Raw genomic sequence first — 13,343 nt, 5'->3', positions numbered from 1 at the left:
TCCCATCGTATCCTCGCGCACGGGGCGCTTCGTCGCGCCGCAGGGAGCCCGACCATGTCCGATCTCTCGCAAGCCTCCTTCCTCGCCGCCGGGCCGCGCCCCGTGCGCGCACCGCAGGGTACGCAGCTGAGTTGCGCCAACTGGCAGATCGAAGCGGCCTTCCGCATGCTCCAGAACAACCTCGATCCCGCGGTGGCCGAGAAGCCCGACGAGCTCGTGGTGTACGGCGGCATCGGCAAGGCGGCGCGCAACTGGCCGGCCTTCGAGGCGATCCTGGACACGCTGCGCAAGCTGCGGCCCGACGAGACCTTGCTCATCCAGTCCGGCAAGCCCGTCGGCGTCTTCCGCACCCACGAGGGCGCGCCGCGCGTGCTGATCGCCAACTCCAACCTGGTGCCGAAGTGGGCTACGTGGGAGCACTTCAATGACCTCGATCGCAAGGGCCTGATGATGTACGGCCAGATGACGGCCGGCAGCTGGATCTACATCGGCAGCCAGGGCATCGTGCAAGGCACCTACGAGACCTTCGCGGAGGCGGGCCGGCAGCACTACGGCGGCGACCTCGCCGGCCGCTGGATCCTGACGGCGGGCCTGGGCGGCATGGGCGGCGCGCAGCCGCTCGCCGCGTCCTTTGCCGGGGCCTGTTCGCTCACGATCGAGTGCCAGCCGTCCCGCATCGAGTTCCGCCTGCGCACGCAGTACCTGGACCGGCAGGCGAAAGACCTCGACGAGGCGCTGGCGCTGATCGCGCACCACACGGCGCGCAAGGAAGCGGTCTCGATCGGCCTGTGCGGCAACGCCGGCGAGCTCGTGCCGGAGCTGGCGCGGCGCGCGCAGGCCGGCGGCCCGCGGCCGGACATCGTGACCGACCAGACCTCGGCGCACGACATCATCAACGGTTACCTGCCGGTCGGCTGGAGCGTGGAGCAGTGGCAGGCCGCGCAGAAGGATCCTTCGCAGCACGACAGGCTGAAGCAGGCGGCGGGCGAGTCCTGCGCGCAGCACGTGCGCGCGATGCTCGCCTTCCATGCGATGGGCGTCCCCACCGTGGACTACGGCAACAACCTGCGGCAGGTGGCGCAGGATTTCGGCGTCGCCGACGCCTTCGCCTATCCCGGCTTCGTGCCGGCCTACATCCGGCCGCTGTTCTGCCGCGGCGTGGGGCCGTTCCGCTGGGTCGCTCTTTCCGGCGATCCGCAGGACATCCGCCGCACCGACGCGAAGATGAAGGAGCTGTTCCCGCGCAATGCGTCGCTGCACCGCTGGCTGGACATGGCCGCTGAGCGCATCCGCTTCCAGGGCCTGCCCGCGCGCATCTGCTGGATCGGCCTGGGCGAGCGGCACCTGGCGGGCCTGGCCTTCAACGAGATGGTCAGGAGCGGCGAGCTGAAGGCGCCCATCGTGATCGGCCGCGACCACCTCGATAGCGGCTCGGTGGCCTCGCCCAACCGCGAGACCGAGGCGATGGCCGACGGCAGCGACGCGGTGAGCGACTGGCCGCTGCTCAACGCGCTGCTCAATACGGCCAGCGGCGCGACCTGGGTCAGCTTCCACCATGGCGGCGGCGTCGGCATGGGCTACTCGCAGCACGCCGGCGTGGTGATGGTGTGCGACGGCACCGACGAAGCCGCGCAGAAGATCCGCCGCGTGCTGTGGAACGACCCCGCCACCGGCGTGATGCGCCATGCCGATGCCGGCTACGAGAGCGCGCAGGCCTGCGCGCGCGAACACGGCCTGAAGCTGCCGATGCTCGGATGACGCCGAGCGAAGTGCTGCTGCCCGGCGAGCTGGCGCTCGCGCAGATCCGCAGGCTGTGGGAGGCGCCGGAAGTGCCTCGCGTGGTGCTGGATCCGTCCTGCCGAAGCGCGATCCGCGCCGGCGCCGAGCTGGTGCGCCGCGCGGCCGCGGGCGAGGCGCCGGTCTACGGCGTCAACACCGGCTTCGGCAAGCTCGCCAGCACGCGCATCGCGCGCGACGACCTCGCGCTGCTGCAATTGCGGCTGCTGCGATCGCATGCCGTCGGTGTCGGCGAGCCGCTGTCCGCGCGCGTCGTCCGCCTGGTCCTGCTGCTGAAGGCGGCGAGCCTGGCGCGCGGCTACTCCGGCGTGCGCGAGGAGGTGGTGGACGGCCTGCTCGCGATGCACTACCGCGGCGTCGTGCCGGTGATTCCGGCGCAGGGATCGGTCGGCGCCTCGGGGGACCTGGCGCCCCTGGCGCACCTGGGCCTGCCCCTGATCGGCGAGGGCGAGGCCTTCTTCGGCGGCGAGCGCATGCCCGGCGCGCAGGCGCTGGCGCGCGCCGGACTCGCGCCGCTGCAACTCGGCCCCAAGGAAGGCCTCGCGCTGATCAACGGCACGCAGGTTTCCACCGCGCTGGCGCTCGACGCGCTGCTGGCGGCCGACCGCCTGTTCGAGGCGGCGGTGATCACGGGCGCGCTCACGCTGGATGCCGCGCGCGGCAGCGACGCACCCTTCGATCCGCGCATCCACGCCCTGCGCGGCCAGCCGGGGCAGATCGCCTGCGCCGCGGCCTACCGCGCGCTGCTGGTCGGCAGCGAGATCCGCCGCTCGCACCTGGAGCAGGACGACCGCGTGCAGGACCCGTACTGCCTGCGCTGCCAGCCGCAGGTGATGGGCGCCTGCCTCGACCAGATGCGCGGCGCGGCGCAGGTGCTGCTGCGCGAGGCCAATGCGGTGACCGACAACCCGCTCGTGTTCGCCGACGGTGGGGTGATGCTGTCCGGTGGCAACTTCCACGCCGAGCCGGTGGCGCTGGCCTGCGACGCGCTGGCCGTCGCCATCGCGGAGATCGGCGCGATCGCCGAGCGGCGCGTGGCGATGCTGGTGGACACGGTGGTGTCGCGCCTGCCGCCCTTCCTCACGCCGGAGCCGGGCCTGAACTCCGGTTTCATGATCGTGCACGTGACGGCCGCGGCGCTCGCCTCGGAGAACAAGTCGCTGGCGCATCCGGCCAGCGTGGACAGCCTGCCCACCTCGGCGAACCAGGAGGATCACGTGAGCATGGCCACCTTCGCCGCCCGCCGGCTGCAGCCCATGCTGGCCAACACCGCGCGCATCGTCGCCATCGAGCTGCTCGCGGCGGCGCAGGGCATCGAGTTCCTGCGGCCGCTGGCGAGCGCGCCGGCGCTGGAAAGCGTGCTGCGCCTGGTGCGCAGCATTTCGCCGGCGATGATGGCGGACCGCAGCCTGGCGCGCGACATCGAGGCGGTGCACCACCTGGTCACGACCGGCGACATCGGCCACGCGACCGAGACGCGGATCCGGGAATTGCAGGCGCTGCGGCTTGCGTGAGCCGATTCAGCCCGAAATGGCGGGCAGGTCCGGCAGGGCGATGGTGCCCCAGCCGATGGGGAACCTGTTGTCCAGCGCCGCGGAAACACCGAGGCAGACGATGGCGGCCACGGCCGCCTGCTTCCAGGCGAACCGCTGGGTGATGCGCTCGCGCAGCTTCGCCACGCGGGAAGCGGGCACGCGGGTCAGCGCCGGCTGGCCGGTGAGGCGCCGGCCGAGGTCGATCCGCTCCAGCGAGCCCTGCTTGTCCAGGGTGGCGATCAGTTGCGAGGCATCGGCGGAGTCCAGCCCGGTGTGGGTCAGGAACCAGTTCGCGGTGACGGGGCCCACGGTCATCCGGCTGCAGGCGCCCAGCACCCGGGCCGTCCGGAACCGATCCGGAATCTGCGGCCATGTTTTCAGCCGGTACGCGTGACTCCCATCGAACGCTTCTTCCGCCGGAAGTGGCCTCTTTCCGCGCCAATACATCTGGTTTCTTCCTTTACTGCAAGACCGAAGTCTGCACGCGACGGTCCAGCAGCGCCAGACGCCCTTCACCTAGGGGGTACTGGCCAGTTCCTTAGCCCTCGCAAGCTCAGCCGGGCGGACTGGCCAGGATGCGCGCCCGGTCGGCAGGCCGCATACACTCCGCGCCCATGAAGGCCTCCCAAGCGCCCCCGCTGCTGCGCATCGGCTGCGGCGCCGGCTTTTCCGGCGACCGCTGGGACGCCGCCGTCCCCGTGGTGCGCACGCTGGCCGCCGCGGGCGGGCCGGCGGTGCTGATGTACGAGACGCTGGCCGAGCGCACCCTCGCGCTGGCCCAGCTGCAGCGGCGCCAGCAGCCCGACGCCGGCTTCGAGCCGTCGCTGGAACGCTTCGTGCGGCCGGTCCTCGCGGACTGCTTGGCCGCCGGCATCCCCATCGTCGGCAACTTCGGCGCGGCGAATCCCGCCGGCGCCGCCGCCTGCCTCCAGCGGCTGGGCGGCGAACTGGGCCTCGGGAGCCTGCGCATCGCGATCGTCGAAGGCGACGACCTGCTGGGCGGCCTTTCGCCCGAGCGGCTGCGCGAGGTGCTGCCGCCGGCCGTGGCCGGCCAGACCCTGGTGAGCGCCAACGCCTACCTGGGGGCGCAGGAAATCGCCGGCGCGCTGCGTGCCGGCGCGCAGGTGGTGGTGACCGGACGCGTGGCCGATCCGGCGCTCGCGCTCGGGCCCATGCTCGCCCACTTCGGCTGGCGCGAGGACGACTGGGACCGCCTCGCCTGCGGCACGATGGCCGGCCACCTGCTGGAATGCGGCGCCCAGGTCACGGGCGGCTACTTCGCCGACCCGGGCTTCAAGGACGTGCCCGACGTGGCGCACGTGGGCTTCCCCATCGTGGAGATGCACGCCGACGGCCGCTTCGTCGTGACGAAGGCGCAGGGCACGGGCGGCTGCGTCGACCGGCGCACGGTGACCGAGCAGATCCTCTACGAAGTGCACGACCCCGCCGCCTACCTCACCCCCGACGTGGTGGCAGACATCTCGCAGGCCGAACTGCACGAGGACGGAACGGACCGCATCGAGGTGCGCGGGGTGCGCGGCCACCCGCGGCCGACTACGCTGAAGGCCACCGTCTGCTACGAGGGCGGCTGGCTGGCCGAAGGCGAGATCTCCTATGCCGGGGCGAATGCGGCGGCGCGCGCGCGGCTGGCGGGCGAGATCGTGCGCGAGCGCCTGCGCGTGCCGGGCCTGCAGCACCTGAAGCTGCGCTGCGACCTCATCGGCGTGGCGAGCGTGTTCGCCGACGACGCGGGCCGCTGGTGGGAGGGCCGCGGGCCGGCGGCTTGCGAAGACGTGCGCCTGCGGGTCGCCGCCGCCACCGCGGTGCGGGCGGAGGCCGAGCAGGTCACGCGCGAACTCACCGCCCTGTACACCTGCGGGCCCGCGGCGGGCGGCGGCGTGCGCAGCGCGATCACGCCGCGCCTGCACAGCGACTCGTGCTACGTGCCGCGCGAGTGGCTGCGCACCGGCTGGAGGTGGGCGCCATGAGCGCCGCACGGCCGCCCGAAGGCGCTCGCCCCCTCCGCTTGCGCCGGGGGGAGGCGGAGCACGCCGTGCGACGCCCGGGGGAGGATTTCCAATGACGCGTACCGTGCCCCTGCACACGCTGGCCCACGGGCGCACCGGCGACAAGGGCAACCGCTCCAACATCAGCGTGATCGCCTTCGACGCCGCGCACTGGGACGTGCTGGTGGCGCAGGTGACGGAAGAACGCGTCGCGCAGCTCTTCGCCGCGCGCCGGCCCACGGCGGTGAAGCGCTACCTGCTGCCCAGGCTGCACGCGATGAACTTCGTGCTGGACGACGTGCTCGATGGCGGCGTCAACGGCGCGCTGAACCTCGATGCGCACGGCAAGACGCTGTCCAGCCTGCTGCTGACGCTCGGGATCGAGCTTCCGTAGGCTGGCGGTGAGCCGCGAAGCGCGCGAACCCCAGCGGTGCGCGAAGCGCTGGGGTTCCTGCGCTTTCGCGCGTCACCGCCAGCCTACCGCCCTCTGGCTAGCCGATGGTCGGCGCGAGTTCCACCGCCTGCCGCAGCGCCTCGACCAGGCTGCGCTCGTCCGCCACGCCCTGGCCGGCGATGTCGAAGGCGGTGCCGTGGTCGACCGAGGTGCGCACGAAGGGCAGGCCCACGGTGACGTTCACCCCGGCGTCCAGCCCCAGCACCTTCACCGGGCCGTGGCCCTGGTCGTGGTACATCGCGACGACCAGGTCGAAGTCGCCGCGCGTGGCGCGGTAGAACAGCGTGTCGGCGGGCAGCGGCCCCTGCACGTCCCAGCCGCGCGCGCGGCAGGCCGCCACGGCCGGTTCGATCTTGGAGGCTTCCTCGCCGCGGCCGAACAGGCCGTTCTCGCCGGCATGCGGATTGATCCCGCACACGCACACGCGCGGCGCCGCGATGCCGGCGCGCTGCAGCAGCGTGTAGCCGCGCGCGATGGTCCGCTCGACCAGTCCGGGCTCGATGCGCTCCACGGCGTCGAGCAGGCCGATGTGCGTGGTGACGTGGATGACGCGCAGGCTGGGCGCGATCAGCAGCATCGACACCTCGGGCGTGCCGGTGAGCCTTGCCAGCATCTCGGTGTGGCCGGGGTAGTGGTGGCCGGCCGCGTGCAGCGCCTCCTTGTTCAGGGGCGCCGTGCAGATCGCGGCGAGCTCGCCCGCCATCGCCAGCTGCACGGCCCGCTCGATGTACGCATACGCCGCGGCACCGCCCGCGGGATCGAGGCGCCCGAAGGGCAGGGCGCTGGTGGGCTCGCCCACCCGCAGGCAGTGCACGACGCCCGGCGCCGTGCGCACGTCGGCGCAGCGCTGCACTTCGCGCACCTGCACCGGGCTGGCGGTCAGGCGCGCCGCCTGCTGCAGCCGGTGGGGGTCGCCCAGCACGAGCGCCGCGATGCGTTCCTGCACGTCGCCGCGCGCCAGGGCCTTGACGATGATCTCGGGGCCGACGCCGCACGGGTCGCCCATGGTGATGCCGATGAGGGGCCGTGTCATTCCTTGCCTTCGGGGGACGGCTTGCCGCCGCTCACGTTGCGCAGGTGGCGCAGCACGCGCACCAGCGACTGGCTGTCGCCGAAACCGCCCGCCTTCGTCACGACGAAGCGCGCGCCGTCGCGGCTGAGGCAGATGCCCGGCTCGAGCTCGCCCAGCACCTGCAGGCGCTCGACGCCGAGGCGGTCCAGCACCGAGCGCGCGGTGTCGCCGCCGGTCAGCACGAGGGTGGATGCGCGGCGCAACAGCGGCTCGGCCGCTTCGGCCATGCGCTGCACCAGCGCGCGCGAGGAAGCGGCCGGCGCGTTGCCCGTGACCGCCAGCACCACCGGATCGCCGCGTTCGGCGCAGGCCTGCGCCGTGGCGACGGTCTGCTCCACGACCACGGGGCTCTCCAGCCAGGTGGAGGGATCGAGGCGCGCCACGTGCACGTCCGGCTGGCCGGCCAGTTCGTCCACCTGCTGCGTGGTCACCGGCGAGAAGCTGCCGACCACCGCCACGATGGGCGGATGGTCGCGGCTGGGCGCCAGCATCGGGTGCTCGGGCCCGCCGGCCTGCAGCAGCTCGGTGGCGAGCGCCTTGCACAGGCCGGCCGCCCCCACGGCCAGCAGGCGCACGGTACGCGACACGATCACGATCGCGAGGGCGAGCCGCCGCAGGTCCTCGGCATCCGAGGCGTCCACGGCGATCACGCGGGTGCCGCGTTCCAGCACCGACAGCAGTTCGCGGGCGAGGCTGGCGGCGGTCTGCCCGTGCGGCGGGCGCAGCAGCAGGGCGCCGTCGTCCACCGGCGCGAGCAGGTTCATCAGGTTCACCGGCAGGCCGCCCGCGCCCAGGCGGGGCTGGCCGTGCACGTGCAGCACGCCCTCCTTCAACGTGCGCCCCTGCGTGGGCAGCGCCGGGCAGACGATCGCGGCGTGCACGGCGTCCGGCACCTCCAGCACCGCCCGCAGTTCCTCGGCCACGTGGCCGCGCAGGGTGGAATCGATCTTCTTGAACAGCAGGTCGCCGCTGGCGCGGTGCGTGCTCGCGTCGCGCACGATGGCGGCCACCCGCGCGACGGCGACGGCGGCGTCCTGCGCGCGGCTGTCGCTGTCCACGACCCAGTTGCCGCCGATCGGCAAGGGCCCCTTCACCACCAGGGGCGCGGGGCTGACCGACGCCTGCGCGAGCGCCGCCGCACACTCGGCGGCACCCGAGAGGTCGTCGGCGATCACCTGCAGGCAACGGGACATGGGGGGAACTCGCGGCAACTGTTCATGAGCACGAGTATCCCCGACGGCCGGGCTATTCCCCGCGACGCAGATGTGACAGGAACCAATCTCCCGCCAGTGCGGCCACTTCCTCCAGCGTGCCCGGTTCCTCGAACAGGTGCGTCGCGCCGGGCACGACCTCCAGCCGCTTTTCGCAGGCCAGGTGCGCGAATGCGACGCGGTTGAAGCCCAGCACCTCGGTGTCGCCGCCGCCCACCACCAGCAGCGTGGGCGCGCGCACGCGCGGCAGGGCCGCCAGCGCCAGGTCGGGCCGGCCGCCGCGCGACACCACGGCCGCCACGTCGCGGGGCCGCTCGGCCGCGGCGAGCAGGGCGCCGGCCGCGCCGGTGCTGGCGCCGAACAGGCCCAGCGGCAGCCCGCCCACGCCGGGACGCCCGCGCACCCAGGCGATCGCCTGCTCCAGCCGCTCGCCCAGCAGCGCGATCTCGAACACGTTGACACGATTGCGTGCCTCATGCGGCGTGAGCAGGTCGAACAGCAGCGTGGCCAGGCCGCGCGCCTGCAGCGCCCGGGCCACGAAGATGTTGCGCGGGCTCAGCCGGCTGCTGCCGCTGCCGTGCGCGAACAGCACCAGCCCCGTCGCCCCTTCGGGCGCCACCAGTTCGCCCGGCAGCCCGCCGGGGCCGACCTGGACCTGTTCGTGCAGCATGGGGATGCCTCGCTCATGAGGGGGAGAATCAATGTAGTCGCTGGCGCGCCGCGCTGCTAGTCTTGCGGCATGAACGCGCCCACCTCGCATGCCCGGCTGCTGCCCGACGTCCACCAGCAGGAAATCCCGCCCGCGCTGCTGCAGGCGCTCAAGGAGCGCTTCGGCGCGCGGCTGTCGACGGCGCTGGCCGTGCGCGAGCAGCATGGCCGCGACGAATCGCCCTTTGCCGTGCCCCCGCCCGGGGCCGTGCTGTTCGCCGAGAGCACGCAGGAGGTCGCCGAGGCGGTGCGCCTGTGCAGCCAGTACCTGACGCCGCTGATCCCCTACGGCGCGGGCTCCTCGATCGAGGGCCACCTGCTGGCCGTGCGCGGCGGCCTCAGCATCGACGTGAACCGGATGAACCGCGTGCTCGCCGTCGACGCGGACGATCTCACGGTGACCGTCCAGCCGGGCGTCACGCGCAAGCAGCTGAACGAGGCGATCAAGGACACCGGCCTGTTCTTCCCCATCGATCCCGGCGCGGACGCGTCCATCGGCGGCATGAGCGCCACGCGCGCCTCCGGCACGAACGCGGTGCGCTACGGGACGATGCGCGAGAACGTCCTGGCCCTGGAAGTGGTGACGGCCAGCGGCGAGGTGATCCGCACCGGCACGCGGGCGAAGAAGTCCTCCGCCGGCTACGACCTCACGCGCCTGTTCGTGGGCAGCGAAGGCACGCTGGGGCTGATCACGGAGGTCACGCTGCGCGTGTACCCGCTGCCCGAGGCGATCTCGGCGGCCGTGTGCTCCTTCCCCACCATCGCCGACGCGGTGCAGACCACGATCGAGACGATCCAGCTGGGCGTGCCCATCGCGCGGGTGGAGCTGATCGACGCCAACAGCGTGCGGGTGGTCAACATCCACAGCAAGTTGGCGCTGCGCGAGGAGCCCATGCTGCTGATGGAATTCCACGGCTCGCCCGCCGGCGTGAAGGAACAGGCCGAGACGGTGCAGGAGATCGCCGCCGGCCACGGCGGCAAGGCCTTCGAATGGGCGACCACGCCGGAGGAGCGCACGCGGCTGTGGACGGCGCGGCACAACGCCTATTTCGCCGCCATCCAGTCGCGTCCCGGCTGCCGCTCCATCACCACCGACACCTGCGTGCCGATCTCGCGGCTGGCCGATTGCCTGCTCGAATCGATTGCCGAGGCCGATGCGAGCGGCATCCCCTACTTCCTCGTCGGCCACGTGGGCGACGGCAACTTCCACTTCGGCTACCTGGTCGACCCGGCCGACGAGGAGGAGCGCGATCGCGCCGAGGGTCTCAACGAGCGCCTGATCGCCCGCGCGCTGGCCATGGGCGGCACCTGCACCGGCGAGCACGGGATCGGCCTGCACAAGATGCAGTTCCTGGAAGCCGAGGCGGGGCCGGGGGCGGTGGACATGATGCGCACGATCAAGCGGGCGCTGGATCCGCACAACATCCTCAATCCCGGCAAGATCTTCGCGCTCTGAACGCCGGGGTGTCGCGCGGCTCACCTGCCCCTTCGGGCCAGCCTACCTCGGACTGAAACGCATGATGTCCGACGCCGGCCGCCCCTGCCGCAGCAGCACGCCCATCGCGCGCATGTGCGGTGCGACCGTGCGGAAGAAGTGGCGGTAGCCGGCGCACAGGTAATTCACCGCCGCGCCGCCGGCAGCGGCATTCGGGAATCGGTGGCGCGGGCAGCCGCCGCGGCAGGCCGCCAGCACGTCGCAGCGGCGGCACTGCGAGGGCAGGGTGTCGCGCTTGGCCTCCTCGAAGGCACGCTGCTCGCGGGCCGCCAGCAGGTCGGGCAGCGACGCCTCCTCGAGGCTGCCCAGGCGATGGCCCGCATCCAGGTAACGCTCGCAGGCGTAGACCGAGCCGTCGTGCTCGATCGCCAGCTTGCGCTCGCAGGTTTCGGCGAAGCTGCACAGGCTCGCGCGGCCGTGCACCCAGGCCTGCAGCGTGCTGTCGAACAGGTGCACGAACACGCGGCCGACGTCGTGCCGGACCCATTCGCCGAACACGCTGGTGAGGAAGCGCCCGTAGGCGATGGAGCCGACGGTGCGGCGCGACAGCTCCACGTCGCGCGGCGCGCGGCGCGGCCCCCCGCAGTCCTCGCTCTGCTCCACCAGCGGCACGAACTGCATCTGGCGCGCGCCGATCTCCTTCAGGTAGCGGTAGACGGCCAGCGGATGGTGCGCGTTCAGGGCACTGACCGCGGTGCAGGCCTGGAACTCGACGCCGTGGGCCTGCAGCCGGCCGATGCCGTGCAGCAGCCGGTCGTCCCGCGCACCCGGCTGTGCCGCGAGCAGGCCCGGCGGGCCGTCGACGTGCAGCGTCACCGCGAAGCCGGCCGCGGCGAGGAACGCCGCCCAGGCGTCGTCGATCAGCGTGCCGCCCGTGTGCAGGGTGTTGCGGACAGTGCGCCCCGGTGCATGCGCGTGCTGCAGCGCGAGCGCCCGGCGGAAGAAGTCGAGGCCCTGTTCCATGGGCTCCGCGCCCTGCCAGGAGAAGTGCACCTCGCCGGCCTCCTGCGCCTCGATGGCGCCCTGCACGATCGCCTGCAGCGTCTCGTCGTCCATGCCGGTGCAGCCGCCCGGGCGCACCAGGACCTGGAGGCAGGCGCAGCGCACGGGGCCGGGACTGCGCGCGCCGGTGAGGAAGACCGCGGGACTCATCGCCAGGAAGGATCGCATGCCCGACGCGCGCCGCGCGTGCGCGCGACGGCCAGGCAGCCGTCGCTTGACCCACGTCAAGGCCGGCCCGCCCCGCGGATGGCGCGCAAGAGACAACCCCGGGCCTGGCAAGGCAGCGCGGGCGGCCCGCTACTCGGTGTAGCCCTCGATGCTCATGGGCAGACGCGCCCGCACGAGCGTGCCCTGTCCGGGCACGCTGCTCACCACCATCGAGCCGCGCAGCAGTTCGACCCGCTCGCGCATGCCGGCCAGGCCCAGGTGCCCCGGCGGTGCCGCGGCGTCCGGGTCGAAGCCGCAACCGTCGTCCCCGACTTCCACCAGGATCGAATCGGCATCGCAGGACAGGCCCACCTTGAGGCTGGAGGCGCCGCCATGCCGCAGCCCGTTGCCCAGCGCCTCCTGGATCAGCCGGTACATGGTGGTCTTCACCGGCCCCGCCGGCTGGCCGCTGCCGCCGCCGTGGGAGACGGTGATGCGCGAACCGGTCTTGCGCTCGAAGTCCTGCGCCGCGCGCTGCGCGACTTCGAGGGCGTCGAGCCGTTCGATTTCCGGCATGGTCAGGCCCACGCAGGTGGAGCGCAGTTCGCGCAAGGCCGATTGCAGCGCGGCCCGCACCTTGCCGGCCTCTTCGCCGCTGCCATGCGCCTCGCACTTGTGCGCCAGCGACTCGAACTGCATCAATCCGAGGGCGAGATCCTGCGCGGCGCCGTCATGCAGGTCCGCCGCGATGCGGCGCAGGAACTGGTCGTTCAAGGTCGTGGTGCGGACGGCGGCCAGCCGGATGTGGTCGCTCAGCTCCTGGTTCTTCTTCAGGACATCCGACAGCTCCGTGACCTTGGCATTGAGCTGCTCGCGCTGCGAGGCGATCGTTTCGCTGCCCCGGCGCACCACGCCGAACAGCAGCAGGTACATGGCCAGCATGATGCCGCCCACCACCAGCCAGCTGCCGGCCTGCGCCACCAGCACCTCGTGGGAGAGTTCGTCGGTGGGCTGGTAGAACTCCGCCACCGCCAGCACGGTGCCGCGGCCGTCCGCGTGGATGGGGCTGTAGGTCTCGATCAGGCGCTTCCAGCGCGGGCGCTCCAGCTCGTTCTCGGTTTCGTCGAGGTCGCTGACGCTGGATTGCACCCGCCCCTGCAGCGCGCCGGCAAGGCCTTCGTCGATCGGGAACTGACGCCCGATCAGGGCCGGGTTGGTGCTGTAGATGATGCGGCCGCGCGCGTTCCAGATCTTGAAGGCGACGATCTTGCGTCCGAGCGGCGACTCGCTCAGGAGCCGGTCCAGTGCGGCCCGGTGTTCCGCCACGATGTCGCCGTCGGGCTCCAGGTGCTGCAGGTGCGGCGCGATGAAGCTGTCGACATAGAGGCTGGTGACGCCCGCCATCCGGTTCGTCACCCCGCGCTCGATGGCGCCGGCCACGTACCAGCCGAGCGCCAGCATCCCGAGCAGGACGATCGGGAAGCTGGCCACGAGGAACTGGCGCGAAAGGCTCAGGCGGTAGGCGTGCGGCATGACGGGTTGGGCCGACCTTAGCGCGACAGTAATGCGGTGGGGAGGCACGAAAGTGCCGTGTCGACCTGCGGCGCCCACCGGCACCGCAGGTCCGCAAGCTCAGGACCTTCGTGCCGCGGACGCCGCCGCGATGTCGGCCGGCAGGCGCTTCAACAGCCAGCGAATGGCCAGCGGCACCAGCACGAGGTCGTCGACCGCGCCCAGGAAGGGGATCGCGTCCGGGATCAGGTCGATCGGGGAAAGTACGTAGAGCACGATCAGCACCGTGCCGACCTTCAGCCAGCGCGGGGCGGCGGGATGCCGCAGCGCGAACCAGAGCTGCCGCGCGTCGCCGCGCACCAGGGTCCACAAGAGAGTCAGGCGTTTCCACATGGCTGATGGCT

General features: G+C 72.4%; 12 protein-coding genes. 5 read left to right on the top strand and 7 right to left on the bottom strand.

The window, feature by feature from the left end; translation table 11 throughout:
• Positions 1 to 54 precede the first annotated feature (54 nt).
• Together hutU and hutH are read left to right on the top strand one after the other, a co-directional pair.
• On the top strand, positions 55 to 1,758 hold the full coding sequence (hutU, locus tag WG923_RS08225; protein WP_340350470.1) for a urocanate hydratase: 1,704 nt from the start codon (positions 55 to 57) through the stop codon (positions 1,756 to 1,758).
• The gene (gene hutH, locus WG923_RS08220) at positions 1,755 to 3,311 is read left to right on the top strand and encodes a histidine ammonia-lyase (RefSeq protein ID WP_340350469.1); all 1,557 of its coding nucleotides are present in this window, start codon (positions 1,755 to 1,757) and stop codon (positions 3,309 to 3,311) included. The genes hutU and hutH overlap by 4 nt, the downstream gene beginning before the upstream one ends.
• 6 nt (positions 3,312 to 3,317) lie before the next feature.
• On the opposite strand, the gene WG923_RS08215 is transcribed toward hutH, so the two are convergent.
• The gene (locus WG923_RS08215) at positions 3,318 to 3,647 is read right to left on the bottom strand and encodes a hypothetical protein (RefSeq protein ID WP_340350468.1); all 330 of its coding nucleotides are present in this window, start codon (positions 3,645 to 3,647) and stop codon (positions 3,318 to 3,320) included.
• A 299-nt stretch (positions 3,648 to 3,946) separates the two neighbouring features.
• On the opposite strand from WG923_RS08215, the gene WG923_RS08210 reads away from it, so the two are divergent.
• Positions 3,947 to 5,320 carry an acyclic terpene utilization AtuA family protein gene (locus WG923_RS08210; RefSeq protein ID WP_340350467.1) on the top strand — a complete coding sequence of 458 codons (1,374 nt, stop codon included), beginning with the start codon at positions 3,947 to 3,949 and terminating at the stop codon, positions 5,318 to 5,320.
• Positions 5,321 to 5,411: 91 nt separating this feature from the next.
• Complete coding sequence (locus WG923_RS08205) at positions 5,412 to 5,732, top strand: AtuA-related protein (RefSeq protein ID WP_340350466.1); 321 nt, start codon at positions 5,412 to 5,414, stop codon at positions 5,730 to 5,732.
• A 97-nt stretch (positions 5,733 to 5,829) separates the two neighbouring features.
• On the opposite strand, the gene pdxA is transcribed toward WG923_RS08205, so the two are convergent.
• The 3 genes from pdxA to WG923_RS08190 are packed head-to-tail and all read right to left on the bottom strand — an operon-like array spanning position 5,830 to position 8,745.
• Positions 5,830 to 6,825 carry a 4-hydroxythreonine-4-phosphate dehydrogenase PdxA gene (gene pdxA, locus WG923_RS08200; protein WP_340350465.1) on the bottom strand — a complete coding sequence of 332 codons (996 nt, stop codon included), beginning with the start codon at positions 6,823 to 6,825 and terminating at the stop codon, positions 5,830 to 5,832.
• A complete protein-coding gene (locus tag WG923_RS08195; RefSeq protein ID WP_340350464.1) occupies positions 6,822 to 8,057 on the bottom strand; it encodes a four-carbon acid sugar kinase family protein in 1,236 nt (411 codons plus the stop codon). The genes pdxA and WG923_RS08195 overlap by 4 nt, the downstream gene beginning before the upstream one ends.
• Positions 8,058 to 8,109: 52 nt before the next feature.
• Positions 8,110 to 8,745: a dienelactone hydrolase family protein gene (locus WG923_RS08190; RefSeq protein WP_340350463.1), complete on the bottom strand. Its 636-nt coding sequence runs from the start codon at positions 8,743 to 8,745 to the stop codon at positions 8,110 to 8,112.
• Between the two features lie 69 nt (positions 8,746 to 8,814).
• Here WG923_RS08190 and WG923_RS08185 point away from each other — a divergent pair, with 69 nt between their 5' ends.
• Positions 8,815 to 10,239, top strand: coding sequence for an FAD-binding oxidoreductase (locus tag WG923_RS08185; protein WP_340350462.1), 1,425 nt, complete (start codon positions 8,815 to 8,817; stop codon positions 10,237 to 10,239).
• 42 nt (positions 10,240 to 10,281) lie between these two features.
• On the opposite strand, the gene WG923_RS08180 is transcribed toward WG923_RS08185, so the two are convergent.
• The 3 genes from WG923_RS08180 to WG923_RS08170 all read right to left on the bottom strand — a co-directional run bounded on the left by WG923_RS08180 (position 10,282) and on the right by WG923_RS08170 (position 13,332).
• Positions 10,282 to 11,448, bottom strand: coding sequence for an SPASM domain-containing protein (locus tag WG923_RS08180; RefSeq protein WP_340350461.1), 1,167 nt, complete (start codon positions 11,446 to 11,448; stop codon positions 10,282 to 10,284).
• A gap of 129 nt (positions 11,449 to 11,577) precedes the next feature.
• A complete protein-coding gene (locus WG923_RS08175) occupies positions 11,578 to 12,960 on the bottom strand; it encodes a sensor histidine kinase (protein ID WP_340350460.1) in 1,383 nt (460 codons plus the stop codon).
• 99 nt (positions 12,961 to 13,059) lie between these two features.
• Complete coding sequence (locus WG923_RS08170) at positions 13,060 to 13,332, bottom strand: YkvA family protein (RefSeq protein WP_340350459.1); 273 nt, start codon at positions 13,330 to 13,332, stop codon at positions 13,060 to 13,062.
• Between the last annotated feature and the right edge of the window lie 11 nt (positions 13,333 to 13,343).

It is taken from the genome of Ramlibacter sp. AN1133, assembly GCF_037890035.1.
Taxonomy (GTDB): domain Bacteria; phylum Pseudomonadota; class Gammaproteobacteria; order Burkholderiales; family Burkholderiaceae_C; genus Ramlibacter.
This window is presented reverse-complemented; position numbering and strand designations above follow the sequence as displayed.

Bases quoted from the DNA above. Each gene is read 5' to 3' on its own strand.
- WG923_RS08185 (WP_340350462.1), top strand. From the start codon at position 8,815: ATGAACGCGCCCACCTCGCATGCCCGGCTGCTGCCCGACGTCCACCAG.
- WG923_RS08190 (WP_340350463.1), bottom strand. From the start codon at position 8,745: ATGCTGCACGAACAGGTCCAGGTCGGCCCCGGCGGGCTGCCGGGCGAA.
- hutU (WP_340350470.1), top strand. From the start codon at position 55: ATGTCCGATCTCTCGCAAGCCTCCTTCCTCGCCGCCGGGCCGCGCCCC.
- hutH (WP_340350469.1), top strand. From the start codon at position 1,755: ATGACGCCGAGCGAAGTGCTGCTGCCCGGCGAGCTGGCGCTCGCGCAG.
- WG923_RS08175 (WP_340350460.1), bottom strand. From the start codon at position 12,960: ATGCCGCACGCCTACCGCCTGAGCCTTTCGCGCCAGTTCCTCGTGGCC.
- WG923_RS08195 (WP_340350464.1), bottom strand. From the start codon at position 8,057: ATGTCCCGTTGCCTGCAGGTGATCGCCGACGACCTCTCGGGTGCCGCC.
- WG923_RS08210 (WP_340350467.1), top strand. From the start codon at position 3,947: ATGAAGGCCTCCCAAGCGCCCCCGCTGCTGCGCATCGGCTGCGGCGCC.
- pdxA (WP_340350465.1), bottom strand. From the start codon at position 6,825: ATGACACGGCCCCTCATCGGCATCACCATGGGCGACCCGTGCGGCGTC.
- WG923_RS08215 (WP_340350468.1), bottom strand. From the start codon at position 3,647: ATGACCGTGGGCCCCGTCACCGCGAACTGGTTCCTGACCCACACCGGG.
- WG923_RS08170 (WP_340350459.1), bottom strand. From the start codon at position 13,332: ATGTGGAAACGCCTGACTCTCTTGTGGACCCTGGTGCGCGGCGACGCG.
- WG923_RS08180 (WP_340350461.1), bottom strand. From the start codon at position 11,448: ATGCGATCCTTCCTGGCGATGAGTCCCGCGGTCTTCCTCACCGGCGCG.
- WG923_RS08205 (WP_340350466.1), top strand. From the start codon at position 5,412: ATGACGCGTACCGTGCCCCTGCACACGCTGGCCCACGGGCGCACCGGC.